Source organism: Janibacter limosus, assembly GCF_004295485.1.
Taxonomy (GTDB): Bacteria; Actinomycetota; Actinomycetes; order Actinomycetales; family Dermatophilaceae; genus Janibacter; species Janibacter limosus_A.
In genome coordinates this window covers 226,563-251,198 of record NZ_CP036164.1, presented here as the reverse complement: position 1 = coordinate 251,198, position 24,636 = coordinate 226,563, and the positions used below count along the sequence as shown (strand labels likewise).

Annotated in this window: 26 protein-coding genes, 2 tRNA genes and 1 other RNA gene; 10 read left to right on the top strand and 19 right to left on the bottom strand. The window is 70.3% G+C overall.

Going from position 1 to position 24,636, the window contains the following annotated elements; translation table 11 throughout:
• The first annotated feature begins 4 nt into the window (after window positions 1–4).
• A complete protein-coding gene (locus EXU32_RS01210; protein ID WP_130628254.1) occupies window positions 5–367 on the top strand; it encodes a YchJ family protein in 363 nt (120 codons plus the stop codon).
• Window positions 367–1,104: an enoyl-CoA hydratase-related protein gene (locus tag EXU32_RS01205; RefSeq protein WP_130628253.1), complete on the top strand. Its 738-nt coding sequence runs from the start codon at window positions 367–369 to the stop codon at window positions 1,102–1,104. Before EXU32_RS01210 ends, EXU32_RS01205 begins: the two co-directional genes overlap by 1 nt.
• Before the next feature lie 19 nt (window positions 1,105–1,123).
• On the opposite strand, the gene EXU32_RS01200 is transcribed toward EXU32_RS01205, so the two are convergent.
• From EXU32_RS01200 to EXU32_RS01150, 11 genes are all read right to left on the bottom strand, one after another.
• On the bottom strand, window positions 1,124–2,326 hold the full coding sequence (locus tag EXU32_RS01200) for a pyrophosphate--fructose-6-phosphate 1-phosphotransferase (protein ID WP_130628252.1): 1,203 nt from the start codon (window positions 2,324–2,326) through the stop codon (window positions 1,124–1,126).
• Window positions 2,323–3,231: a LytR C-terminal domain-containing protein gene (locus tag EXU32_RS01195; protein ID WP_130628251.1), complete on the bottom strand. Its 909-nt coding sequence runs from the start codon at window positions 3,229–3,231 to the stop codon at window positions 2,323–2,325. The genes EXU32_RS01200 and EXU32_RS01195 overlap by 4 nt, the downstream gene beginning before the upstream one ends.
• Window positions 3,232–3,450: 219 nt before the next feature.
• Window positions 3,451–4,530, bottom strand: coding sequence for an aspartate-semialdehyde dehydrogenase (locus tag EXU32_RS01190; RefSeq protein ID WP_130628250.1), 1,080 nt, complete (start codon window positions 4,528–4,530; stop codon window positions 3,451–3,453).
• Window positions 4,527–5,801 carry an aspartate kinase gene (locus EXU32_RS01185; protein ID WP_130628249.1) on the bottom strand — a complete coding sequence of 425 codons (1,275 nt, stop codon included), beginning with the start codon at window positions 5,799–5,801 and terminating at the stop codon, window positions 4,527–4,529. Before EXU32_RS01185 ends, EXU32_RS01190 begins: the two co-directional genes overlap by 4 nt.
• A gap of 186 nt (window positions 5,802–5,987) precedes the next feature.
• A complete protein-coding gene (locus tag EXU32_RS01180) occupies window positions 5,988–6,542 on the bottom strand; it encodes a DUF5063 domain-containing protein (RefSeq protein WP_130628248.1) in 555 nt (184 codons plus the stop codon).
• A complete protein-coding gene (recR, locus tag EXU32_RS01175; protein ID WP_130628247.1) occupies window positions 6,535–7,134 on the bottom strand; it encodes a recombination mediator RecR in 600 nt (199 codons plus the stop codon). Before recR ends, EXU32_RS01180 begins: the two co-directional genes overlap by 8 nt.
• Before the next feature lie 56 nt (window positions 7,135–7,190).
• Window positions 7,191–9,335 carry a DNA polymerase III subunit gamma and tau gene (locus EXU32_RS01170; RefSeq protein ID WP_130628246.1) on the bottom strand — a complete coding sequence of 715 codons (2,145 nt, stop codon included), beginning with the start codon at window positions 9,333–9,335 and terminating at the stop codon, window positions 7,191–7,193.
• Window positions 9,336–9,468: 133 nt separating this feature from the next.
• A complete protein-coding gene (locus tag EXU32_RS01165) occupies window positions 9,469–10,032 on the bottom strand; it encodes an NADPH-dependent FMN reductase (RefSeq protein ID WP_130628245.1) in 564 nt (187 codons plus the stop codon).
• 72 nt (window positions 10,033–10,104) lie between these two features.
• Window positions 10,105–11,748, bottom strand: coding sequence for a hypothetical protein (locus EXU32_RS01160; protein WP_130628244.1), 1,644 nt, complete (start codon window positions 11,746–11,748; stop codon window positions 10,105–10,107).
• Window positions 11,749–11,873: 125 nt separating this feature from the next.
• Window positions 11,874–11,970: signal recognition particle sRNA small type (gene ffs, locus EXU32_RS01155), an RNA gene on the bottom strand.
• Window positions 11,971–12,092: 122 nt separating this feature from the next.
• Window positions 12,093–12,180, bottom strand: a tRNA-Ser gene (locus EXU32_RS01150).
• Window positions 12,181–12,264: 84 nt separating this feature from the next.
• Here EXU32_RS01150 and EXU32_RS01145 point away from each other — a divergent pair.
• From EXU32_RS01145 to EXU32_RS01135, 3 genes are all read left to right on the top strand, one after another.
• The gene (locus EXU32_RS01145) at window positions 12,265–12,723 is read left to right on the top strand and encodes a DUF3817 domain-containing protein (protein WP_130628243.1); all 459 of its coding nucleotides are present in this window, start codon (window positions 12,265–12,267) and stop codon (window positions 12,721–12,723) included.
• An 89-nt stretch (window positions 12,724–12,812) separates the two neighbouring features.
• Window positions 12,813–14,177, top strand: a complete 1,365-nt coding sequence (locus EXU32_RS01140; protein WP_130628242.1) for a condensation domain-containing protein — start codon at window positions 12,813–12,815, stop codon at window positions 14,175–14,177.
• Window positions 14,174–15,565 carry a condensation domain-containing protein gene (locus EXU32_RS01135; RefSeq protein ID WP_130628241.1) on the top strand — a complete coding sequence of 464 codons (1,392 nt, stop codon included), beginning with the start codon at window positions 14,174–14,176 and terminating at the stop codon, window positions 15,563–15,565. The genes EXU32_RS01140 and EXU32_RS01135 overlap by 4 nt, the downstream gene beginning before the upstream one ends.
• Window positions 15,566–15,643: 78 nt before the next feature.
• Here EXU32_RS01135 and EXU32_RS01130 read toward each other — a convergent pair whose 3' ends face one another.
• Window positions 15,644–17,500 carry a hypothetical protein gene (locus EXU32_RS01130; protein ID WP_130628240.1) on the bottom strand — a complete coding sequence of 619 codons (1,857 nt, stop codon included), beginning with the start codon at window positions 17,498–17,500 and terminating at the stop codon, window positions 15,644–15,646.
• Window positions 17,501–17,580: 80 nt separating this feature from the next.
• Entirely contained in the window at window positions 17,581–19,131 is a 1,551-nt protein-coding gene (locus EXU32_RS01125; RefSeq protein ID WP_130628239.1) for a helicase HerA-like domain-containing protein, read from the bottom strand.
• A 51-nt stretch (window positions 19,132–19,182) separates the two neighbouring features.
• Between EXU32_RS01125 and EXU32_RS01120 the strand changes: the two genes are divergently transcribed.
• Window positions 19,183–19,482 (top strand): type II toxin-antitoxin system VapB family antitoxin, encoded by a 300-nt coding sequence (locus EXU32_RS01120; RefSeq protein ID WP_130628238.1) that lies wholly within the window; start codon window positions 19,183–19,185, stop codon window positions 19,480–19,482.
• Between the two features lies 1 nt (window position 19,483).
• Window positions 19,484–19,990: a LytR C-terminal domain-containing protein gene (locus tag EXU32_RS01115; RefSeq protein WP_130628237.1), complete on the top strand. Its 507-nt coding sequence runs from the start codon at window positions 19,484–19,486 to the stop codon at window positions 19,988–19,990.
• A 20-nt stretch (window positions 19,991–20,010) separates the two neighbouring features.
• On the opposite strand, the gene EXU32_RS01110 is transcribed toward EXU32_RS01115, so the two are convergent.
• The 4 genes from EXU32_RS01110 to EXU32_RS01095 form a co-directional block, all read right to left on the bottom strand.
• On the bottom strand, window positions 20,011–20,364 hold the full coding sequence (locus tag EXU32_RS01110) for a hypothetical protein (RefSeq protein WP_130628236.1): 354 nt from the start codon (window positions 20,362–20,364) through the stop codon (window positions 20,011–20,013).
• 49 nt (window positions 20,365–20,413) lie between these two features.
• Window positions 20,414–20,623, bottom strand: coding sequence for a hypothetical protein (locus EXU32_RS01105; RefSeq protein ID WP_130628235.1), 210 nt, complete (start codon window positions 20,621–20,623; stop codon window positions 20,414–20,416).
• A 249-nt stretch (window positions 20,624–20,872) separates the two neighbouring features.
• A tRNA-Ser gene (locus tag EXU32_RS01100) sits at window positions 20,873–20,962 on the bottom strand.
• A gap of 64 nt (window positions 20,963–21,026) precedes the next feature.
• A complete protein-coding gene (locus EXU32_RS01095) occupies window positions 21,027–21,473 on the bottom strand; it encodes a nucleoside deaminase (RefSeq protein WP_130630992.1) in 447 nt (148 codons plus the stop codon).
• A gap of 81 nt (window positions 21,474–21,554) precedes the next feature.
• Between EXU32_RS01095 and upp the strand changes: the two genes are divergently transcribed.
• From upp to EXU32_RS01085, 3 genes are all read left to right on the top strand, one after another.
• Entirely contained in the window at window positions 21,555–22,193 is a 639-nt protein-coding gene (upp, locus tag EXU32_RS01090) for a uracil phosphoribosyltransferase (protein ID WP_130628234.1), read from the top strand.
• 90 nt (window positions 22,194–22,283) lie between these two features.
• The gene (locus EXU32_RS17080) at window positions 22,284–22,457 is read left to right on the top strand and encodes a hypothetical protein (RefSeq protein WP_165399533.1); all 174 of its coding nucleotides are present in this window, start codon (window positions 22,284–22,286) and stop codon (window positions 22,455–22,457) included.
• Window positions 22,458–22,459: 2 nt separating this feature from the next.
• Window positions 22,460–23,215, top strand: a complete 756-nt coding sequence (locus EXU32_RS01085; protein ID WP_130628233.1) for a PH domain-containing protein — start codon at window positions 22,460–22,462, stop codon at window positions 23,213–23,215.
• Here EXU32_RS01085 and EXU32_RS01080 read toward each other — a convergent pair.
• The gene (locus EXU32_RS01080) at window positions 23,209–24,183 is read right to left on the bottom strand and encodes a permease prefix domain 1-containing protein (RefSeq protein ID WP_130628232.1); all 975 of its coding nucleotides are present in this window, start codon (window positions 24,181–24,183) and stop codon (window positions 23,209–23,211) included. The two genes, EXU32_RS01085 and EXU32_RS01080, sit on opposite strands and share 7 nt — an antisense overlap.
• Window positions 24,180–24,515 (bottom strand): PadR family transcriptional regulator, encoded by a 336-nt coding sequence (locus tag EXU32_RS01075; protein ID WP_130628231.1) that lies wholly within the window; start codon window positions 24,513–24,515, stop codon window positions 24,180–24,182. The genes EXU32_RS01080 and EXU32_RS01075 overlap by 4 nt, the downstream gene beginning before the upstream one ends.
• Window positions 24,516–24,636 lie beyond the last annotated feature (121 nt).

The window sequence follows — 24,636 nt, the reverse complement described above, 5'->3', positions numbered from 1 at the left end:
AGTCATGGACCCTGACCCCTGCCCGTGCGGCTCCGGCCGCGCCCTCGGCAGCTGCTGCGGACCGCTGCTGGCCGCTGAGCGCCAAGCCATGACGGCCGAGGAGCTCATGCGCAGCCGGTACACCGCGCACGTCTACGGCAACGCCGAGCACCTGTGGCGCACCTGGGACGGTCGGACCCGGCCGCCCGAGGTCCACCTCGACGACACCCGGTGGCTCGGCCTGGAGGTCCGCCAGACCATCGACGGAGGGCCCGAGGACACCACGGGCATCGTCGACTTCATCGCTCGGCACACCGATGGCGAGCTCGCCGAACGCAGCGAGTTCACCCGTCGCGGTGGCCGCTGGTTCTACACGAAGGAGATCTGATGACCGAGGTCCGATATGCCGTCACCGACCACATCGCGACGATCACGCTCGACGCCCACGAGCGCCGCAACGCGCTGTCCGTCGAGATGTCCCGCGAGCTGATCGACGCCGCCCGCACCGCAGAGGGAGACGACTCCGTGGGGGCCGTCATCGTCACCGGCGGACAGCACTTCTGCGCCGGCGCCGTGCGAGGCGTCCTCGCCGACGTCGGGAGCGACCCCGTCGAGGACGGTGCCTACCGCGACCTGGAGACGGTCTACCGGGCCTTCACGACGATCGGGACGATCGGCCTGCCGACGATCGCCGCCGTGCGCGGGGCTGCCGTCGGCGCCGGACTCAACCTGGCCATGGCGACCGACCTGCGCGTCATCTCCACGACGGCTCGTCTGCTGCCGGGCTTCGCCCAGATCGGGATCCACCCCGGTGGCGGCCACCTGTCCCTGCTCCACCGCACGGCCGGTCGTGAGACCGCAGCCGCCATGGGCCTCTTCGGGGAGGAGGTCCGCGGCGACCAGGCCGTCGCGCGAGGCCTCGCGTGGGCAGCCGTCGACGACGACGCGGTCGAGCAGACGGCTCGCGACGTGGCCGCGCGGGTCGCCGCCGACCCCCAGCTGGCGCGCCGGCTGGTGCAGAGCTTCCGCCGCGAGACCGCACCGGGCGGCCTGCCCTGGGAGGTCGCGGTCGAGGTCGAGCGCTCCCCCCAGATGTGGTCCCTGCGCCGCAAGCACGAGGGCTGAGCGCCGGGTCGGGCAGCGCTCAGCGCGTCTGGCCGATGTCCTTCAGCAGGTCGGCGAACCAGTCGACGGTCGGGTCGAAGGCGCGGCCGCCGGCGATCCGGTCGAACTCGATGAGGCGCAGCTCGTCGCCGCGCTCCGCGTCCTGCCCCACGACGCCTGACCCGGTCCCGAGCGCGGCCGACACGGCCAGGTCGGCGCAGCGGCCGATGAGCGCGAGGTCCTCGGCGTTGGGAGCGGCCGAGCGGGCGAAGTAGCCCGACTTCCACACCTTCGACTTCTCCGCGCCGATGCGCTCGGCGAAGGTCGAGGCGAGGTACTCCCCGGGGTTGACCTGGTCCAGCTGGACGTGGCCGAAGGCGTCTCTCGGGACCTCATGGCCGGAGGCCTCGAGGGAGGCGACGATGTCGTCGACACCCGCGCCCTCGGCGACGAAGACGTTGACGCACCCGATCTCGTCCATGATCGCGCCCAGTCGCCCCCCTTCGCCCTCGAGGTCGATGTCGACCTCCGGCACGTAGACGGCGTGCACGTCCCAGCGACGCGGGTCGTTGCCGAGGCCTGGGACGAAGGACCGCGTGGCCAGGTCCGACCGGTACCGGCGCGCGGTCTCTGCCGTGAGCCATCCGCTGTGCCGCCCCATGACCTCGTGGACGATGAGCATGCGGGGGTTGGAGGAGTGCTCGGCGATGATGTTGCGGGCGAAGAGCGCCCCCTGCTCCGCAGCCGTCCAGGCCCCCAGGCTCTGCCGGATGGGGACGATGTCGTTGTCGATCGTCTTGGGCAGCCCGACGACGCGCATGTGGTGGCCGTGCTCGGCGAGGTGGGCGGCCAGGTCGGCTGCCGTGGTGCTCGTGTCGTCGCCACCGATGGTGTGCAGCACGTCGACGCCGTCAGCGACCAGCTGCTCCGCCGCGACGCGAAGGGGGTCAGCCCCCGGCTCGACGAGCCCTCGCCGCTCCAGGTCGGCTGCGTTGGTCAGCTTGACCCGCGAGTTGCCCAGCGGCGAACCACCGAAGTCGTGCAGCCGCCCGGCCTGGGCCCGCACCTCCTGCGTGACCTCGATGCTGCGGCCGGTGAGCAGGCCGGCGTAACCGTCGAGGTAGCCGATGATCCGTACGTCGGGAGCCAGGCGGGTGTACCGCTCGATGAGGCCACCGACCGCGGACGAGAGGCAGGGTGCCAGCCCACCCGCGGTGAGGACCGCGACCGTGCGGACGCTCACTTCTTCGGCAGGGTGCACGGCTTCTGGATGGTCTCAGGCGGCCGGACGAAGGGCTTGACCTCGGGGACGGACGAGGCCGACTTGAGGCCGTCGTACTTGTTGCCCAGGACGAGCGAGACGGTCGCGTCGGTCCGGTCGTCCTTCTGCAGCTGCACCCCGGAGATCTGCTCTGCCAGTCGCTTGGCCGAACGCTGACCCTCGGGGCCGAAGCGGATGATGGCCACCTCGTCCTCGAGGAAGCTCATCTGGGGATCGTTGCCGGTCTTGCCGACCTTGAAGCCGCGGTCCTTGAGCTGCGTGGCCGTCTCGGAGGCCAAGCCGTCCTTCCACGTCGTGTTGTAGACGTTGACCTTGATCTCGGACGGTGCCGGGAGCGGCGGGTCGGGCTCGGTGACGAGCTTGTCGAAGCCGTACCCGAGGACGAGCTGCACGCTGTTGCCCGGCCGCGCATCGTTCCAGACCTGCGACCCCGGGATCTGCTTCTGCAGCAGCAGCGCATTGTCGCGGCCCTCGGCGCCGTAGTAGATCGTGGCCGCGCCCTTGACGTAGACCGAGCTGTCGGCGTTGCCCACGGTCGCGATCCTGAAGTCGCGGAGGGTCAGCTCGCGCGCCACGTCGGTGCCCAGGCCGTTGGTGTCGTTGCTGTTGAGGAGCGTGATCTCGAAGGAGTCGCGCGCGGGTGCCTTCTCGGAGATCGGCTCGCAGGTCACCGTCGGCGAGCCGATCAGACCGGTGCCGTAGGCGGTCGCCACGGTCGCGGTCCCCAGGAAGAGGCCCGGGAGGGTCACGAAGAGCAGCAGACGCCGTCGCCGCTGCCGGCGGTAGTGTGCCGCCGCCGCGCCCTCGAGCTCGTCGAACCCGACAACGCGGTACGAGACGGGTGCGTCGTCCGAGTGCTCATCCACGTGCTGACCCCTGTCCTTCACTGGTTCTATCCCCTCCCGAAGTGTACGTGGTCCACAGAGTCACTCCTGCACCACCAGTCACACAAGTCACATGAGTCGATCGTTCTCCGACCGAGACCGATCCACCCTCACCAGTGTTGACGCGCGGGATGACGAAGAGGTTGCCCTTGCATCACCATCACGAGTCGTTGTCGGACCCACGACGATCGACGCAGGTCGTCACGCACCCGTGATCTCGTCGCGGACCAGCTCGGCGATGAGCACCATGGCACTCGCCCCACGACGGATCGTGTCGGCGCTGACGAAGAGGTCCACGTGGTGGCCGGCGCCCTTGGGCTGGCGGATCCGGCCCACGAAGCGCGGGTCGATGCCGACGCTGTCGACCGGTGTCGGCACCTCCCCCGTCTCCTCGTCGAGATGGACGAGCGAGGGGGCCGCGACGCAGGCCTGGCGGACCTTGTCGATCGCGATCGGTCTCGCGCACCGCGCGTGCAGGGCCATCGAGTGGGCCAGGACCACCGGGACCTGGACGAGGGTGACGACGACGGGGACGCTCTCCTGCAGCCCCAGGACCTTGCGCACCTCGTCACTGACGGCCAGCTCCGAGGAGGTGAACCCCCCTTCGTCGGCCTGGCCGACCCACGGGATGACGTTGAGCGCCAGCGGCGCGGGGAAGGGGGACGCCACCGGGAGGTCGGAGACCGCGGCCCGCACATCGCCGGGGTGCAGCCCGATGGTCGGCTCGGAGGCAACGGTGTGCAGCTCTTCGCGCAGTCGGGCCACGCCTTGGTCCGACTTGGAGACCGCCGCGATCAGGCCGGTGACGACGAGGTGCTGCAGCTCCCACCCCTGGTGCAGGACGTGCGCCACGTCGATGAGGCCCCAGGTCACCGGGCCGGGCAGGGCCACGACCCCCTTGGGCCGGTGCGAGACCTGGTCGCTGTTGATCCCCGGGACGACGAGGGGGACGTCGGGGTCGGTGCGGTGGGCAGCGCTCGCGTCGACGACGACCGCCCCGGCCGTCACGGCACGGGCGGTCCACTCGTGGGTGATCTCCGGGGCGAGGTTGAAAAGCGCCACGTCCACCCCGTCGAAGGAGTCCTCGCGCAGCACCTCGATCGGCTGCTCACGTCCGCGAACGCTCAGGGTGCGCGTGCTCACGCCCGGCGCCAGCAGGCGGATCTCGCCCCAAGAGTCGTCCCGGAGCGCCAGCGAGGAGACGACCGCCTCCGCGAAGCGGCCCGTCGCCCCCACCAGGGCCAACGTGGGCCGGGTGACGGGCGACGGGTCGAAGCTCACCGGCCGGTGCCGCCGTAGACGATCGCTTCGCCGTCGGCGGAGTCCAGGCCGAAGGCCGTGTGCAGGGCGCGCAGCGCGTCATCGAGCTGGTCGGCGCGGGTGACGACCGAGATGCGGATCTCCGAGGTGGAGATCATCTCGATGTTGACGCCGGCCTCGGCCAGCGCCCGGAAGAAGGTCGCAGAGACCCCCGGGTTGGTCCGCATGCCAGCACCGACGAGCGAGAGCTTGCCGATCTGGTCGTCGTACTGGATCGACTCGAAGCCGACCTCGTCCTTGGTCCGCATGAGCGCCTCGACCGCGGTCTGGCCGTCGGTCATCGGCAGGGTGAAGGAGATGTCGGTCAGGCCGGTGTCGGCCTCCGACACGTTTTGCACGATCATGTCGATGTTGACCTGTGCCTCGGCGACGGTCGTGAAGATCTGGCCGGCGCGACCCGGCTGGTCCGGCACCCCGACGACGGTGATCTTGGCCTCGCTGTTGTCGTGGGCGACTCCGGCGATGATCGGTTCTTCCATGTCCTCGGCTCCTTCAGGGTCGGGGGGCAGGACCCACGTGCCCTCCTTCGACGAGAAGGACGAACGCACGTGGATGGGCATGTTGAAGCGGCGCGCGTACTCGACGCACCGCAGGTGCAGGATCTTGGCGCCGCTGGCGGCCATCTCGAGCATCTCGTCGTGCGAGATGCGGTCGATCTTGTGGGCCGTGGACACGATCCGCGGGTCAGCGGTGAAGATGCCGTCCACGTCGGTGTAGATCTCGCAGACGTCGGCCTCGAGGGCCGCGGCGAGCGCCACGGCCGTGGTGTCCGAGCCACCTCGCCCGAGGGTGGTGATCTCCTTGGTGCCCTGGCTGACGCCCTGGAACCCGGCGACGATGACGATGTGCTTCTTGCCCAAGGCCTCGGTGATCCGGCCCGGGGTCACGTCGATGATCTTGGCCTTGCCGTGCGCGGCATCGGTGATGACGCCGGCCTGGCTCCCGGTGAAGGACCGCACGCTGTGGCCCAGGTCTGCGATGGCCATGGCGACGAGGGCCATCGACATGCGCTCACCAGCGGTCAGGAGCATGTCCATCTCGCGGGGAGGGGGCACCGGGCTGACCTGCTCGGCGAGGTCGAGCAGGTCGTCGGTCGTGTCTCCCATGGCTGAGACCACGACGCAGACGTCGCTGCCGGCCTTCTTGGTCTCGACGATGCGGTGTGCGACGCGCTTGATGCTCTCGGCATCAGCGAGCGACGATCCGCCGTACTTCTGGACAACCAGGCTCAAGGAATGCTCCGTGAAATTGTTCGCGGGTCCGGCCCGGACTCGGACCGGCGCGGCCCCTTGAGGATAACGACCGCTCGCCGTCAGACCGATTCGAGTCCATCAGGCGGGTGCCGTTGAGACCCAGACGTGACGTCGCGAGGGCCGTCGTGGCGCAGCCTGTGGACCTCAGGCGTGACTCGTCACACGTCAGGAGTTGAGTGCGTCGAACTCCGCCTCGCCGACCAGCTCGTCGTCGGCGTCGAGCCGCAGGTGCGCCAGCAGCGTCTGCAGGACCCGCACGGCCATCGCCGCCCGGTCGCCCCAGTCCGCGAGGTAGCTGTACTGCCACCACCAGAGGGCCTCGGCCGCTCGGCCGGCCTCGTGGTGGGCCAGCCCGTGGGTCAGGGCGGCGGCGATGGCGGCGAGGTCGTTGCTCAGCGCCCCGGTGGTGGTCTCGACGGAGGTCACCGGGTCGACGACATCGGCGTAGTCGTCCACGCCCTCGAGGAGATGGGCCAGGCCCGCACGCAGGGGGTCGAGCTCGGTGTCGGGGCCGGTGTCGTGCTCGAAGCGCTCGTCGAGGACGACATCGGCGATCGCGCCGAGCCGGGCACCGACGAGCTGGATCTGGCTCGTCGTGAGCAGCAGCAGGGGGATGGCGCTCTCGGGGGCTGCGCCGGAGGCGATGTCTGCAACCGTCGCCAGCCATGTGCTGGCCTCGACTGCGCACTCGTCGGCGAGCAGCGTGGTCTCGTCAGGCATTGAGCAGCTTCCTCCCTTCGAAGGCCCGCCCGAGCGTGACCTCGTCGGCGTACTCGAGGTCACCACCGACCGGGAGGCCGGACGCCAGGCGGGTCACTCTGATGTCGAAGGGGGACAGCAGCCTCGCCGTGTAGGAAGCCGTCGCCTCCCCCTCGAGGTTGGGGTCCGTGGCGATGATGACCTCGACGACGCCCCCGTCGGACAGGCGCGCCATGAGCTCGGTGAAGCGCAGGTCGTCCGGGCCGACGCCGTCCATCGGGCTGATGGCACCGCCGAGCACGTGGTACCGACCGCGGAACTCGCGCGTCCGCTCGATGGCGACCACGTCCTTGGGCTCCTCGACCACGCAGATCGCGGTCGTGTCGCGTCGCGGATCTGCGCAGATGCGGCACAGGGCGCCCTCGGCGACATTGCCGCAGGTCTCGCAGAAGGTGACCTTGTCCTTGACCTCGCTGAGCGTCTGGACCAGCCGCTGCACGTCCTGCGGATCGGCTTGGAGCAGGTGGAAGGCGATCCTCTGGGCACTCTTGGGACCGATGCCGGGGAGTCTCCCGAGCTCGTCGATCAGGTCCTGGACCACGCCTTCGTACACGCCTTGACCCTACGCTGAACCACGGACGTCGTGGGACATCGAGGCGGCGCGCCGGGTCACTCCTCGCGGATGACGGTTCCGCCGAGGATCCGCTCGACGACAGCCGGTCCGGCGGCACCGGCGTCGATGATGTCCTCGTCGTCGGCACTGACCGACGAGTCGTCGGGCTCACGGGGGGTCGTCGGCTCCGGCGGTGAGGTCGGGGACTGCGGTGCCGGTGCGGGCGCGGCTGTCGCCCACGACGGTGCGGCCGACGCATCGGCGCCAGCGCTCCCCCAGTCGGCTCCGGACGGTCCCCCGACGGGTGCAGCGACCCCCACGTCGGTCGGCGGGGGGCTCTGGCGCGGCTCTGCGGTGGGGGCCGGAGCCCCGGCACCACCCCCGCCCGGAGCCGTGGCCGTGGCGGGTGCGCTCGTGGCCTGGGCCCCGCCACCGGTGGGCAGGGACCCGATGTCGTGGGGCACACCCTCGACCCGGGCGTCCACCCCCAGCGTGTCGATGAGCGCCTGCCGCACGACCTCCGCGTGGGAGCCGACGCGGAAGGCATTGGCCAGCCCCACCGTCGCGATACCGAGCACGAGGCGCTGGCCGTCATAGCTGATCACCTGCGCGTGCTCGGACAGGAAGGTCCAGGTGGCCCGGCGCATCTGGTAGATCCGACCGAGCACGTCGGGCCAGCTGCGGCGCAGCGCCTCGACGTCGAGGCCACCTGCCGAGGGGCGCGTGGGCTCCTCGGGTGCCTGCGGCTGGGGTGCCTGCTGCTCTGGTGCCCGCGGCTCGGGTGCGACGACCACCTCCGGCGTGGGCTCGACCGCCGGCTCTGGCACCGGCTCGACCGCGGTCTGGGGGTGGTGCGTCGGGCTCTCGGCCACCACCGGTGCGGGCCCCTCCGCCGGTGCGCGCGTCTGCGCTGCTCGCGCCGCGGGCTCCGTCGTCGCTGCGGGCGCTGGAGCCACCGTTCCGTGAGCGGGCGCCTGTGGCTGCGCAGGAGGCAGGTGTGCGACCGGATGGGCCGCGCCGCCGTCACCGGTGGGTACTCCCCCGACCTCGAGACGCCGCTCCAGGCGGTCCAGTCGTGCCGCGTACCCGGCCTCGCCGGCTGCGGCCGGCAGCAGGACCCGGGCGGCGATGATCTCCAGCTGCACACGAGGCGAGGTGGCACCGGTCATCTCGGTCAGACCGGCGTTGACGATGTCAGCCGCACGGGAGAGGGAGGCCGCACCGAAGACGGCGGACTGCTGACGCATCCGCTCGATCTGGTCGCCGGGCAGCCCACGCAGGATGGCCGCCGCGCCGTCGGGCGCTGCGGCGACGACGATGAGGTCGCGGAAGCGTTCGAGCAGGTCCTCGACGAAGCGTCGCGGGTCCAGCCCGGTCTCGATGACCGAGTCGATGACCTTGAAGACACCCGCGGCATCGCCCGCGCCGAAGGCCGTGACGGCCGAGTCGAGCAGCTCGGAGTCGGTGAAGCCGAGCAGCGCTGCCGCCCGCTCGTAGGTGAGCCCCTGCGCGTCGCTCCCGGCCATGAGCTGGTCGAGGACGGACAGCGAGTCACGGACCGACCCGCCGCCGGCTCGCACGACGAAGGAGAGCACGCCGGGCTCGACCTGCACCCCCTCGGCAGTGCAGAGCTCGGCCATGTAGTCCTGCAGTCGGGCGGGCGGGACGAGACGGAAGGGGTAGTGGTGGGTGCGTGATCGGATCGTGCCGATGACCTTCTCGGGCTCCGTGGTCGCGAAGATGAACTTCACGTGCTCGGGCGGCTCCTCGACGATCTTGAGCAGGGCGTTGAAGCCCTGCGGTGTCACCATGTGCGCCTCGTCGATGATGTAGATCTTGTAGCGGCTCTGGGCCGGGCCGAAGGAGGCCCGCTCACGCAGGTCCCGAGCGTCGTCGACACCACCGTGGCTGGCCGCGTCGATCTCGATGACGTCGACCGTGCCGGCCCCGCCGCGCGCCAGGGCGGTGCACGAGTCGCACTCGCCGCACGGGATCGGCGTGGGCCCCTGCTCGCAGTTGAGGCAGCGGGCCAGGATGCGCGCACTCGTCGTCTTGCCGCAGCCACGGGGACCGGAGAAGAGGTAGGCGTGGTTGACCCGCCCGGATCGCAGCGCCTGCATCAGGGGCTCGGTGACGTGCTCCTGCCCGATGACGTCGGCGAAGGACTCAGGACGGTAGCGGCGGTACAGGGCGGTGCTCACGGATGTGAGCCTACGTGCGGAGCACGACAGCGGCCTCCCCCGTGGGGAAGGCCGCTGTGGATGGTGCGGATCAGGGACCGGATTCGTCCGATCAGGAGCCCGATTCGTCTGATCAGGAGCCCGACTCGTCCGATCAGGAGCGAAGGGAGGAGGTCGCCTCGGTCAGCCGGGTCAGCTGCCGCAGGACATTGCCCAGCTCCTTGGCGCGCCGCTCCGCGGGAGCGAAGACCGCGCCGTCCTGCTCGACCTCGATCATCGTGCTGAAGGAGACCTGGCCCCGCACGACGTGCATCTGGGGGTTGGCGAGGATGGTCCGCCAGTGCTCGACGGCCCGGACACCACCGTCGGCCCCGTAGGACACGAGGGCAGCGCCCTTGTGCACCCACTCGGGGTACAGGACGTCAACGGCGTTCTTGAGGGCGGCCGGCACCCCGTGGTTGTACTCCGGGGTGACGAAGACGAAGCCGTCGAACTCGTCGATCTTGGTGCTCCACCGACGCGTCTTGGGGTTGTCGTACTGCCGTTTGGCAGCACCGGGGACAGTGGGCTCGTCGAGCAGGTCGAGGTCGTAGTCCGCGAGGTCGACGAGCTCGTACTCGGCGTCTTCACGCCCCTCCACCTGCTGCATGACCCACTCGGCGACCTGGGCGCCGAAGCGCCCTGGACGGGTGCTGCCGAGGATGATGGCGATCTTCACAAGACTCCTTGTGTGTCGTGGGCACGGAGGAGGGCCCGCCACCCGGAGGTGGCGGGCCCAACCGTCGTGAGGTCAGCTGCGGGGACGCTCGTCCCCGCGGATCTCCTCGACCTTACCGCGCACCTTGTCCATGAACCCCGGCTTCTTGTGGCCGCCGGGCTCCGGCCGCTCCTCCGGATCGAGGTAACTGGACCGCTGCGTCGTGGCCTCGGTGTCGGTGGACGAAGGGAGGTCCCCGTCGCCGCGGACGACGTCGGGCCGCGCGGGGTCGGAGGACTCCCACCCGCGAGCGGCATCAGGGGCCGGCTCCACCGGCGAGGCGGACTGCTCGGTCTCCCAGCCACGCGTGGAGTCACTCGTCCCCACCACGGGGGACGAATCGTTCGCACCAACCACAGGGGACGAGTCGTTCGCCCCCACCACAGGGGACGAACCAGCCGGTCCACCAGCCGGAGCGCCGGCCGAGGTCACGCCTGCACCCGGCTGATCCACGTCAGCCTGTGGGGCCGGGTCCACCGGCGAGGCGGACGGCTCGGCCTCCCAGCCACGCGTGGAGTCACTCGTCCCCACTGCAGGGGACGAGTCGTTCGCCCCCACCACGGGGGACGAACCAGCCGGCCCACCAGCCGGTCCACCAGCCGGAGCGCCGGCCGAGGTCACGCCCGCGCCCGGCTGATCCACGTCAGCGTTCGGGGCCGGCTCCACCGGCGTGCCGGCGAGGCCTCCCGTGGAGGTGGTCGTGCCGGGCTCGTCGACACGCGTGCCGGGCTCGTCGAACCGCTGCTGGCCCGCACCGCCGTACTGGGGCTGGGTCGTCGTGGCGCCGTCGGCGTAGGAGTCCTCGGACTCGATCACACCGTCACGGAAACCGTCCCGGTTGCCGTCGCCGAAGCCGCCATCGTTGCCCGCCCTGTCGGCGCGCAGTGGGTCGTCGTCCCGCGTGCCGCCACGCTGGTCACCAGCGAGCGCTCCCGCACCTGCCGCCGCGCCACCGGCACCGACGGCCGTCGCGCCACCACCGTGCTGGGCAGTGCGCTCGTCGTCGCGCAGACCGCGGTCGGAGCCCGGTCCACGACCGGAGCTCACGCCATCGTCAGCGCCCAGCCCGTCACCGTGACGCGGGCCCTGGTCTGCACCCAGCGTGTCGTCTTGCCGGACGGTGGAGTCGTCCCGCGCGTCGTCGGTCCGGTACTCGTCCCGGTCCGCAGCATGCGCACCCGCACCTGCGGCAGCACCGCCGGCGCCGGCCGCCGCCGCGCCAGCGGCTGCCCCGCCACCGGGGCGGTCACCGTCATCGAGCCGGTTGCCGTCGTCGTCCGTCCGTATGTCGGGGTCCTTGGCGTCGGCCTCGCGGAGCTTGTCGTCGTAGGCCCGCTGGTCCTGCGCTGCGACCTCGGACTTGGCCTGGGCCTCCTGCTGCAGACGCTCGGCCTCGACCCGACGCTGCTCGGCCTCCGCCGCCTGGCGGTCGGCCTCGGCAGACTGTCGCTGTGCGTCAGCCTGAGCCGCGCGCGCGTCCGCGTCGGTGGCCGCGGCAGCCGCCTGGCTCTCCCTGGTCGTGCGCTCACGCTCGGCGGCCTCGCGGCGGAGCTGCTCGGCCTCGACCCGCTCGCGCTCGATCCGCTTGGCCTTGGAACCTCGCGTCAACGCCGCGATGATCCCGATGATGATGAGCACCAGCACGATGCCGATGATGATCCAGATCCACGTGTCCATGATCCCCTCCTCGGGGTGGGCATGCGGTCGCGGTCACGACCGCTCTGCAACCCAAACTTACGGATTACTCGGCGATGCGCCACCCGAAACGGTGCGCGCGTCGAGGGAAATCATCACCTCGGGCGCACAGGGACACCCCGCGTACCTGGAAGAGCTCGCCTACCCTTGCTGCATTCCTGCCCTGGGGGAGTTTGGCGAGGTACCACCACGCGGGGTGCCGATCGCAGAGTCTACGTGCACGGCCGGCTGCGACCAAAGCCGGGGAGCCCCCCTTCGCCCCGGCGGCGCCCAAAGCCGTCCGCGCAGGAGAAAAGGCCCCGATCACGAGGATCGGGGCCTTGCTCTGGCGGAGGATAGGGGATTCGAACCCCTGAGAGCTTTCACTCAACGCGCTTTCCAAGCGCGCGCACTAGGCCACTATGCGAATCCTCCGCCGCAGAGATTACCCGAGCACCCCCCTACGTCGAAATCGGGTCGATTTCATCCCACGATCACCTGTCGGCAATCATGGTCGGCATGACCCTCCCTTCGCCCCGTCGCCTCTACATGATCGTCGCCACGGCCGAGGCGGTGACGTGGACGCTGCTGCTCATCGGCATGTTCCTCAAGTACGTCACCAAGACCACCGAGCTCGGGGTGCGCGTCGGAGGGATGCTCCACGGGATCGTCTTCATCGCCTACGTACTCGTGACGATCATCGTGTGGGTCGACCGCAAGTGGCCGGCGAAGCAGGGTCTCGTGGCGCTCGCCTCGGCCATCCCCCCGCTCCTCACCCTGTGGACCGAGCGCTGGCTGGATCGTGACGGCCACCTCCCCACCGCATGGCGCCTCCTGGCGAAGGGAGAAGCCGTCACCGTCCCCGAGAAGGTCGTCTCCGGCGCGCTGCGCCGTCCGGCCCTCGCGGCGCTCGTGCTCGTCGTCGCCGTGGCCGTCCTCACGGGGCTCGCCCTGCTCGTCGGGCCGCCCGTCGGCTGAGCGAGACAGATCACAATCCTTCGGGTCGCGCGACGAACTCCCCACTGACACAGTGACATTCGTCCGCACGCCGCGACCCGGAGGCCCGCTTGACCCCATGCACTCTGGCCCGCCAGACCCTCCTCGGCGGTGACGTCACCCGATGGGACCTCGACGCCACCAGCCTCGAGCGCTGGGACGCCTCCCCGCTCGACCAGCGCCCGCCCAGCCATGACCAGCTCGGCCGGCTCCACGAGGACCCCGACGGGTCCAACCGGTGGTCGGCCTGGATCGGTCTGTCGGTCCTGCTCCCCGACGCCACGACGGAGACCGTCGGGCGGACTCTCACCGAGTGGTTCCGTCAGCACGAGTCGCTGCGCAGCCACCTGACCCTCGACGACGAGCAGCCACACCGGCGCACCCTCGCGCCCGAGCACGTGGACTTCACTCCCATCGTCCTCGGCGGGCACGACCCAGAGGCACTGCGCGAGCTGCTCACCCGCGAGTTCCACACCCGGTGCCGGCCCACGCGGCGGCCCGCGTGCGCGCTCTTCACTGTCGAGGTGGAGCACGGGCACGTCCTGCACGCGGCCTTCGACCACATCACCTTCGACGGGCTGTCCGCCTATGCCGCCGTCGGCCACATCGCCGGGCTCCACACGGCGGTGGTCAACGAGGTGCACCGACCGCACACCTCCCCCAGCCACGTCGACCTGGCCGCGACCGAGATCGCGGTCTGCGACGACGTCGATCCGGCCGACGAGCGGCTCCTGCCCTGGCGGGACTTCCTGCGCGGCGGCCGGATCCCCGCAGCGCCGGCGGCATCCGGCATCGACCCCGAGGGCCACTACGACCACGACCTCGTGCGCCACGACGTGTGCTCCGGGGACGTCGCCGCCATGCTCGCGCTGCAGTACTCGGCGGAGGGCATCCCCACCGGGATGCTGTGGGCCGCGATCCTCATGCAGGCCCTCGGCGACGACGTGCACGTGCTGATGTCGACGCACGGACGCCCGTCCTCGCTGTGGAGCGACTCCGTCGGCTGGTTCGCCGGCGTCGCACCGCTGTCGATGTCGATGCCGGCCGGTTGCGACACGAGCGACTGGGTCCTCGAGTGCGTGCGGACCTGGCGTGAGGTCGCGTCGTCGTCAGCTCTGCCACTCGGCCTGGTCCACAGACTGCTCGACGTCCCCATCTCACCGCAGGTCGTGCTGTCGATCATCGACGGATCCCGCATCGAGGGCCACGAGTGGTGGCAACCGCTCGGCTCCAGCATCCAGCTGGGCGACGTGCCCTCGAGCAGCCAGACCCACATCTGGCTGACGGTCGTGCCCGAGGGCGTCACCCTCGCCACCAGGCTGCCGCTGGCCCCGGGCGCGCGCGACTGGCTCGACGCGGTCGCCGACCGCTTCGCCCGTCTCGTCGAGTCCGCAGCAGCCACCCCCTTCGCCCTCCAGCAGGAAGTCCCCGCATGATGCGCATGAGCCGGATCACCGATCGGTCGTCGATCCCCGGCACCTACGTGGCCTTCGAGCCGACCCCCACGATGGAGGCCGCCATCGCCGCGGCCACCCCGGGGAGCCGCCAGCCCTCCTTCATGCAGGCCGCCCACCTGGACCTGCGCAGCGAGACGAGCACCTCCGGCGAGCAGGACGACATCTGGCTCGGCTTCACCTACCGCATCCCCGGGCGCTTCGACGCCGAGGCGATGGCCCGCGCACTCACCCGCTGGGTCCGCCGGCACGGCGTCATGCGCGGTTGGTTCGTCACCGACGCGGACCGCGAGACGGGCTGGGCGCGGGTCGATCTCGCGGAGGACGCGATCGGCTTCGCCGCCCGGGACGAAGGGAGCATCGCCGCCGCCGAGGTCAACGACCGGGTCAGCGACGACTTCCGTGCCGGGTGCAACCCCCTCGGTCGGATCGGCTACTGCGTGCGCGCCGTCGTCGGCGAGGACGAGACGATCTTCTACCTCGGCCTCGACCACAGCTACACCGACGGCTTCTCCTTCTTCCTCGTGTACTTCGAGCTGGAGGCGCTCTACCGCGAGGAGAGCGGCGGCGACGCCGCCGAACTGCCCCCGGTGGGCGACTTCATGGACTTCGCCCAGACCGAGCGGGAGCGCTTCCGCGCCGTCGACCTCAGCCACCCGTCCCTCCAGGGCTGGGCCGAGTTCTGGAGTGCCGGCGACGAGGAGCTCGGACGCTTCCCGCTGCCCCTCGGAACCACCGTCGGCGAACCCGTCGAGCTCGAGCACCACCACCACGACCTGCTGACCGGCGAGGAGGCCCTTGCGCTCGACGCGGCGGCCGAGCGGCTGGGCACGCGCACCACACAGCTCGTCTACGCGGCCATCGGCCTCGCGGGCCGGGACCTCGACGGCACGACGAGTCTGCGCTTCCTCAACCCGGTGCACACCCGTGACGCGCCGGAGTGGCTGCTGTCCGCGGGGTGGTTCATCAACGTCATGCCCGTGCACGTCGACCTCGAGGGTGGGGACGTCGTCGAGGTCGCCGGCCGGGTGCGCCAAGCCTTCCGGACCGCCCGGGCGGCATCGCAGCTGCCGGCAGCGAGGATCTACGACGTCGTCGAGGACGCGCTCGGCGTCAAGCTCTCGCAGGTCGGCGAGCGCTTCATGCTGTCGTACATGGATCTGCGCCACCTGCCGGGCGCCACGACCTGGGGCGACGCCGACACGGTGCTCGTCTCCCGCGGAGCCCGCGACACCAACGTGACGTCGTGGATCATGCGCGAGGACCCGATGATGTACATCCTGTCGATCCGGCCCGAGACCCCCGAGGCGCGCGAGAGCATGACGCGCGTGTACACGCGGGCCGGTGAGATCCTGCGCTCGCTGATCTGAGGCCCCGCGGGTCGGGGCACCGGGGTCAGACCACGGAGGCGACGATCTCCTCGGCGATCGCCAGGGTGCGCCCAGTCGTCACGTCGCGGATTCGTGGCTCGCGACCTCACCCGTCGGCGTGGCCAACTCCCCTGTTGCGGTGTGGTGATCCAAGGACACGCCCTGCGAGACGCCCAGCGGGTCCTGCGCGATCACCCGCATGATCTCGGCATCGCTGCCGGCCCCCAGCAGGGCGCGGGTTCCGTTGGACTCGGCTCCGTCCGTCACGTCAAAGATGCCGGTGTCGGGGTCCGCCTCCACCGTGGCGATGACGTCCTCAGCCGTCATCCGTGTGCCCTCGGGGTAGTTGTAGCGCTCCGGGTCGGCGTTGATCATGGTGGCTTGGGTCTCTGCAGCCTGCATGCGCATCGTCTGCAAGTCGTCGTGGGTGTAGGTGAGCACGACGTTCTGCTCCGCATCGACCTGGGTCGACGAGCCTCGCACGTACTGGTTGAAGTCATTTGCTGCCTGGGGGTCGACGCCCTCGAGCCTCACGTAGTACGTGCCCTTCTCCGGCACAGGGTTCCCGGCCTCATCGAAGTAGGCGGTGCCCCCTGTCTGCACACCCTTGCTCTCGCCCGTCCAGTCCAGCGTCGTCGTCCCATCGTCGTGGGTGCGCTGAACCCCTCCGGCACTCCACTCGGAGAGGGTGCCGCCTGCGCTCCAGTCACCGGCTGTCCCCGAGATGTCGACGGACGCCTGCGCGTTCATCACGGTGAGGTCGGCGACGTCGACGACCCCAGCAGTGCCGACCGCAGGAACCGCGCCACCACCGAAGAGGAGCGACTCGTAGGTGGCCTGCCCCGCGGGGGTCGATCGGTCGATCACCACTTCCCGCGCCGAGCCGGACGAGATCCCGTTGTTTGCCCCCACCTTGGCGTTGAGCTCGTCGGTCCCGACGCCGAGCTGGGTGGTCGCTCTGCGGAACTCATCATTGCCGACGAGAACCGTGACCTCGTTGCCGTCGCCCTTGCTGACCTCGATGTACTGCCCGGTGCCGACCTCTTGGCCGATCCCGACGATGAGACCGCGGTAGTTGCCCTCCAAGCCGTAGCCGGCGTAGAAGCTCTCGTCGAAGCGGACGGACACGCCCTCAGGCCATGTCTCCGGTCTGAGCGGGTCGATCGAGAGCGGGTCGACGCCCGCGGGAGCCGTCACCGAGTAGCCGACCTCGGCCCCGGTGTAGCCCGTCCCCGTGACGCCGACGCCATCGATCTTCTTGCCGAGCTCGATCGCGCCCTCGCGCGACAACGTGACCTCCGTCGTCTGCACGCTGCGCCCCTCGGCGTCGACGGACTCGCCGCTCACCGAGGCCGTCGCGGTGTCAGTCACCTTCAGCGGGCCGGCCTCGACGGAGGTGGACTTCGAGACGCTTCCCGACTGGTCGATCTGCCCGGGGTCGCTGTCGGACGCTCCCCCATCGATGTCGCTCACGCCACCGCCCCCGCCGTCAGCCGAGTGCTGGTACGCGGTGGCCGAGTTGGCGAGGGGGTTCCCTCTCTGCCAGCCGGGCACGGCCGCGCCCGTGGGCGCACCACCCGGGGCAGAGAGCCCGCCGAACCGGCGAGCTCCCTCGCGCACTGCATCGCGGATGCCTTGCCCCGAGCCACCCGAGCCGCCGGACCCCACGGACCCTGAAGCCTGCTGGTCGGCCTGCGCGCTCAGGCCGTCGGCCCAGGCCACCAAGGTCGCACCCGCGCCCGCGAGGGAGGGACGCAGACCATTCGCCTGCACCAGCAGCGCCTCGGCGTCGGGACCTCCCCACGCCTCCTCGAGCATCGCGGACAGCGGACCCAGCTCGTCGCCGAGGTCCTGCACCCGCTCACCCTGGGTGCGGATGACCCCGGCGACCTCCCGCAAACGCTCAACATCCGCGCCGTGCGTCACATCCGTCATCGTCCGTCCTCCCCAGTCTGTGCATCAAGCACACATCCTGTCAGCCGGGCAGCAGCCCGATCAACGGGGGGCACTCCCCATCAGCGGCGGCGCCGCGAGGTACCGAAGAGCGAGCGGGTGATCTCCCGGCCGATGACGGTGCCGGCGGACCGCAGAGCGGACTTGAAGGCCGAGGAACCCACGACCTTCTCGACCATGCCCGGGTCCTCCTTGGCCGGCTTCGACGACGAAGGGGGTGTCTCCCCCTTCGTCTCCACCGGCGCCTGCTCGGCGGTGGGAGCCGCCTCGTGCTTGGCGGCGAGCTTCTCGTACGCGGACTCGCGGTCGAGCGCCTCCGAGTACTTCGGCGCGAGCGGGGACCCGGCGACGGTCTGCTCCAGCAGCTCCTTGGTCGACGGCGACATCAACGACTGCGGTGCCCGCATCATCGTGTGCGCGACCGGTGTGGGCGTGCCCTTCTCGGAGAGCACGGTGACCACCGCTTCGCCGGTGCCGAGCTGGGTGAGCAGCTCCTCGAGGTCGTAGTCGGTGTGCGGGTAGGTCGTCACGGCGGCCTTGATCGCCTTGGAGTCCTCAGGGGTGAAGGCGCGCAGCTGGTGCTGCACCCGGTTGCCCAGCTGCGCCAGGACGTCGCCCGGCACGTCCTTGGGGCTCTGCGTCACGAAGAAGACGCCCACCCCCTTGGAACGGATGAGCCGCACGGTCTGCTCGATGGCGTCCTGGAAGGCCTTGCTCGCCTCGTCGAAGAGCAGGTGCGCCTCGTCGAAGAAGAAGACGAGCTTGGGCTTGTCGACGTCGCCGACCTCGGGCAGGTCGTGGAAGAGGTCCGCGAGCATCCACATGAGGAAGGTCGAGAAGAGCTGCGGGCGCTCCTGGACGGCCGGCAGCTCGAGACAGGTGACGACGCCGCGACCGTCGTCGGTCGTGCGCAGGAGGTCCGCGGTGTCGAACTCCGGCTCGCCGAAGAAGACCTCCGCCCCCTGGTCCTCGAAGGCGATCAGCTGACGCAGGATGACTCCGGCGGTCGCGCTCGAGAGCCCACCGAGCCCCTTGAGCTCGGCCTTGCCCTCGTCGGAGACGAGGTACTGGATGACCGCGCGCAGGTCCTTGAGGTCCAGCAGCGCCAGGCCCTGCTTGTCGGCGAAGTGGAAGATCAGGCCCAGGCTCGACTCCTGGGTCGCGTTGAGGCCCAGGACCTTGCTCAGCAGGGTCGGACCGAAGCTCGTGATCGTCGTGCGGACCGGGACGCCGATGCCCTGGCCGCCGAGGGTGAGGAACTCCGTGGGGAAGGCCGTGGGCTGCCAGTTCTGACCGATGGAGGCCGTGCGCGAGGTGAGCTTGTCGCTCCCTTCGCCCGGGGACGCGATGCCGGACAGGTCACCCTTGATGTCCGCGAGGAAGACGGGGACACCCGCGGCGGAGAGCTGCTCGGCCATCAGCTGCAGGCTCTTGGTCTTGCCGGTACCCGTCGCGCCGGCCACGAGTCCGTGCTTGGTCAGGCTCGCCAGCGGCACGCGCACGGGCGTGTCCGCGTAGGGCTGCCCGTCGAGCACGGCAGCGCCGAGGTCGATCGCGGGCGTCTCGAAGGTGTAGCCCGCGCGGATGAGGTCAAGGTGTGAAGAGTCGGTCACGGACCCGAGACTAGTGCCAGCTTCGGGCGCCGTGCCTCCTATCGTGGCTGCGTGATCTTTCAGTCCGTCGGTGACACCCGCCCGTACCCCGAGCACGGGCGCACCACCCCCCGCGACTGGGCCGACGTGCCGCCCCGCCCCGTGCGTCTGGAGCAGCTGACGACGACCAAGAGCTCGCTGAACCTGCACGACCTGCTCGCCGAGGACTCGACCTTCTACGGCGACCTCTTCCCGCACGTCGTGCTCTGGCGCGGCAAGCACTACCTCGAGGACGGCCTGCACCGCGCCCTGCGCGCCGCCCTCCAGCAGCGAGGGACCCTGCACGCCCGGGTCCTCGAGGTGGCCGACTGACATGTCGCAGGACCCCTACGACGACCTCGACCCGGCCCGCTCGCGTCGCCGCCGGTCGATCATCACCTTCGCCATCGTGCTGCTGATGCTCTTCTTCGCGGCCTGGTACGCCCTGTCCTACATCCGCGCCGACGGCGCCCAGACCGGCCGGACCGGCTCGTCGACGACGCAGAGCTCACCCTCGACCTGCGGCATCTCGCCGAAGCAGGTCGAGGTCAACGTCTACAACGCGACCGACCGTGACGGGCTCGCCGGGCGGGTCGCGACGCAGCTGACCGCGCGCGGCTTCGCCGTCAAGACGGTTGCCAACGACCCCAAGAAGGTCAAGATCGACGGTGCCGGAGTGCTGCGCTACGGCAGTGGCGGCCGCAACGAGGCCAAGCTCGTCGGGCTGCACACCGGCAAGCTCGAGATGCTCCAGGACGCGCGCAAGCGGACCACCGTCGACGTGGTCCTCGGCCCGACCTTCAAGAAGCTTGTCCCCGAGGCGGACGTCCAGCCCTGCTGAGCGTCACTCACGGCAGCGCCTCACGGTCGGGTCGTCGTCAGCTCCACCGAGTCGTCCCCCACCACGTCGCAGGTGATCGTCGTGTCGACGATCTGGAAGCTGCTGCCCTGGGTGCAGGTGCTCTCCACGCCGCCTGCCTGGATGAGCGCCTCACCACCCTGCGTCGCCGAGACCAGCCGGATGCGGTCCGCCGACTCCAGCCCGTGGTCCTTGTCGTAGGGCCGCGGGAAGTCGTTGAACTGGTCGCCGGAGATCTTGATCGAGCAGGTGTTGTCGGTGTCGCACTTCGAGCTCCACGTGTCGCAGGCGCTCAGCGGCACGGCCACAGCGACGATGGCAGCAGCGGACAGGACGGCTCGGGTGGGACGACGCATGGGATCAGGCAACCAGATCTGCGGCTCGGGGGCGAAGTGGAACCCTCGGTCAGGGCTTCGTGGCCACGCTCTGCAGCTCCCCGACCGTGACCTTCTGCGTCGATGACATGTCCTGGGTCACGGACCCGGTCTCGTCCCCGGTCCACGCGACCTGCCAGACATAGGTCGCGGTAAGCGTGTAGGTCCCGGGCTTCTTCCAACCGTGCTCGAACCCGCACTCAGGGGCAGACTGCGAGGTGGTGCTGCTCGACGAGCTCACCGTGCCACTGTCGCTGTCGCCGCCACAGCCTGCCGACAGCGACGAGCGCGACAGCGCTGGCGACGACTGTGGTGGAGCGGTAACGCATGGATGCCTCTCGGTACGGCGCGACCGATGGAGTTCCCCGATCCAAGATCGCACGACAGGGCCCGTCACGCCACCGAAGATGACCGACCGCCCTTCCCTTCGGCGCGCCCCAACCCGGAGCGAACAGAAAAGAGCCCCGGGTGGTTTCCCGGGGCTCTTGACTGGCGGTGGCGGTGGGATTTGAACCCACGGTCGGCGTTAACCGACAAACGCTTTCGAGGCGTTCTCCTTAGGCCGCTCGGACACGCCACCGCGGAGCACCATACAAGGTCGAGGGCGTTGGCCCCGAATCGGGCGAAGAGGGACCCTCGCGATGTCATCCATCGGCACCCGGTCGATGGTCCGCGAAGAAGTCCACGAGCAGCTGCGCGGCCTCCCCTTCGCGCACCCCGCCGATGACCTCGGCACGGTGGATCGAGCGCCGGTCACGCACCACGTCCCACACCGACCCGCAGGCGCCCATCTTCGCGTCCCACGCGCCGAGCACCACGCGCGGCACGCGACTGGCTACGACGGCGCCCGCGCACATCGGGCAGGGCTCGAGGGTGACGACGAGAGTGCAGCCGGTCAGGCGCCACTCCCCCTTCGCCACCGCTGCGGCCCGCATCGCCACGACCTCGGCGTGGCCCGTCGGATCGCCGTCCCGCTCACGGGTGTTGCGCCCTTCGCCGATGATCACGCCGCCGGCGTCCACGACCACGGCGCCCACCGGGATGTCGCCGTCGGCGGCCGCCTCGGCCGCCAGCTCGAGGGCACGCCCCATCCACGCCTCTTCGGTGGGGCGGGCAGGACGGACGGGGTCGGGACTCACGGGACCAGTGTCGCGCACGGTAGTTTCGGGCACATGCGCGTCATCGTGGCGGACCACCCGCTCATTGCCCACAAGCTGACCTACCTGCGGCACAAGGACACGGACAGCCCGACCTTCCGCCGGCTGGCCGACGAGCTGGTGACCCTGCTCGCCTACGAGGCCACCCGGGAGGTGCGCACCGAGCCCTTCGACATCGAGACGCCGGTCGGCCCCACCACCGGGATCAAGCTGTCCACCCCCAAGCCGCTCGTCGTGCCGATCCTGCGCGCGGGTCTCGGCATGCTCGAGGGCATGGTCCGCCTGCTGCCGACGGCAGAGGTGGGCTTCCTCGGGATGCTGCGCAACGAGGAGACCCTCGAGGCGGTCACCTACGCCAACCGGCTGCCCGACGACCTGTCCGGACGCCAGTGCTACGTCATCGACCCGATGCTCGCCACCGGTGGCACCCTGGCGATGTCGATCCGCTACCTGGTCGATCGAGGGGCCGACGACATCACCGCCGTCACCCTCCTCGCGGCGCCGGAGGGCATCGACGCACTCGAGCGCGAGCTCGGGGGCCTCCACGTGCCGATCACGCTCGTGACCGCGGCCGTCGACGAGAAGCTCAACGGGCAGGGCTACATCGTCCCGGGTCTCGGCGACGCCGGCGACCGGCTCTACGGCGTGGTCTGACCCGTCCCACGCGTCACATCTGCCACACTGGACCCGATTCACGCCCATAGTGGGTGACCACCGCCCACAGACGACGGAGACCAACGAGCCATGAACACGCCGCCGATCAAGAAGATCGTCCTCTGGCTGCTCACGATCTTCCTCCTCTACGCGATCCTGACCTCCCCCGACGAGGCGGCCAACATCGTCGGGTCCGCCTGGGACGTCATCGCCAACGGCGTGAGCAACATCGGCAAGTTCTTCGACTCGCTGATCTCGAGGTAGTCATGGCGCAGGAGGTCGCCCACAAGGGACTGCGCAAGTACCTCCTCCCGGGCGAGCACCCGGTGGCGGAGATCCGCCACCACCGCATCGTGCTCGCCAAGCCGGCGCTGGTCCTCGTCGCCGTCACCGCACTCTTCCTGTGGCTGGACATCACGGTCAGCGACGCCAACAGCGGCATCCTCGGCTACCTGTGGTTCGTCTGGATCGGCGTGCTCGGCTGGGCCGCTTGGCAGTGGATCGAGTGGCGCCACACCCGCGTCGTGGCCACCGACAAGCGGATCGTGCTCTTCGAGGGGTGGATCAACCACAAGGTCTCGATGATGCCGCTGAAGAAGGTCACCGACATGGGCTACGAGCGCTCCCTGCTCGGCCGGGTGCTCGGCTACGGCACCTTCGTCCTCGAGAGCGCCGGCCAGGACCAGGCGTTGTCCAAGATCGAGTTCGTCCCCGACCCCGACGACAACTACCGCGCCATCTGCTCGGTGGTCTTCGGCATGAGCCTCGACGAGGACGACGAAGGGGGCCGGTCCGACGACCTCGACGACGACGAGCGCGCGTGGGAGACCTCGCAGGAGTACCAGACCCGGCTGGGCCTCGTCGACGGCGTCTTCAACGGCGGCGGCCCGGGCGACGACCCGGAGACCTATGGGCCGGCGCCACGTCGCGACAGCCTGATCTACCGCAGCCGGGACCGGGCCCAGCGAAAGCGCGACGCCGACACCGGCGAGCTGCCACCGTACGACCCCGACGCCTACTGAGCGTCCGACCGCTTGGCGTCGCGCATGCGACGCACCGCCGTCACGGCCTCCCACCCGCACACGAGGACGATGCCGACGGCCACGGCCGGGAGCGAGAGCGTCCAGTCCGCGCCTACACCGAGAGCCGCGGCGGCCTCCGTGGGCACGTCCGTGAGCAGCTGCTCGCCGAGGAGGAGCCAGACGAGTGCGGCGCCCGAGGTGACGGCGCTGACGAGGCTGATCGAGGCAAGGGCGACGCTCCACCCTCCGCGCGCCCAGGCCGCCACGGTGACCACGACGTCGAGCGCCAGCAGCCCGATGATCAGCACCTGCCAGCCGACGGCGAGGTCGGGGTCGAGGACCTGGACGGCACCCTCCCCCACGCCGCGCCATTGCCAGATGGCGACGGCGATGACGACGACGGTCCAGACGACCTCGAAGACCATCTCGCCGAGGCTGGCGCGCCTGGCCCGGTCTGCGGGGTCGGCGAGCTCGTCGGGGTTCCAGTCGGCGACGAGCCGATCGCGCCCCAGTGGGCCGGCACTGCGCTCGACGAGCGCGAAGATGAGGGCCGTCCAGAAGACGAGGTGCACGGCCGTCTGGAAGGCAAGGGCGGCGGCTCCGCCGATGACGGCGCCGAAGTCCGCGTCGCTGCCGAAGGACCGTGCGATCACGTTGCCGACCACGGCGAGCGGCACGATCACGACGAGCAGCAACTTGACCAGCCGCACCCAGGCCGGGAAGTAGGCCGGTCCGATGAGGTGGTTGGGGCGGCCCCCGTACTCCCGGGCCAGGACGTCGGGGTCGCCGAGCCCGAGGATCGTCTCGCGCTCGGCCGTCGCCGGCTCCTCACCGGCGGCGATCCTCCCTTCGACCGTCTCCTCGATGCTCCCCCGCAGCTCTTGCGCGACGTCGGGCCCGCTCTCGGGCGGGAGCTGGCGGGTCACGGTCCAGACGTAGCGGTCCGTGAGGCTGGTGCTGGCAGTCATGAGTTGTCCCCGTTCAGTGCCTCGACCGCCGAGTTCAGCGATCTCCATTGGGTCATCAGATGGGCGCGCAGCTCGGCGCCGGCCGGGCTGGTGCGGTAGAACTTCCGCGGCCGGGCCTCGTCGGTGTTCCACTCGCTCGTCAGCAGGCCCTGCTTCTCCAGGCGCCGCAGCAGCGGGTAGAGGGTGTTGCCGTCGACGGCGAAGCCTGCCGCGTCGAGCGTCTCGAGGAGGGCGTATCCGTAGCGCGGCCCCTCGAGGGTCGCCAGGCACGCGAGGACGACCGTCCCCCGCCTCAGCTCCTGGAGATGTCCCGCGAGCAGCTCTTCGTCCATGCGTCACACCATAGTGTGTGAGACACACTATTGTCCATCACCCTCCCCAGGCGCACGACCTTAAGGAGATGCGGAGGTGGGGACGCACGACCTTAAGGAGATGCGGAGGTGGGGACGCACG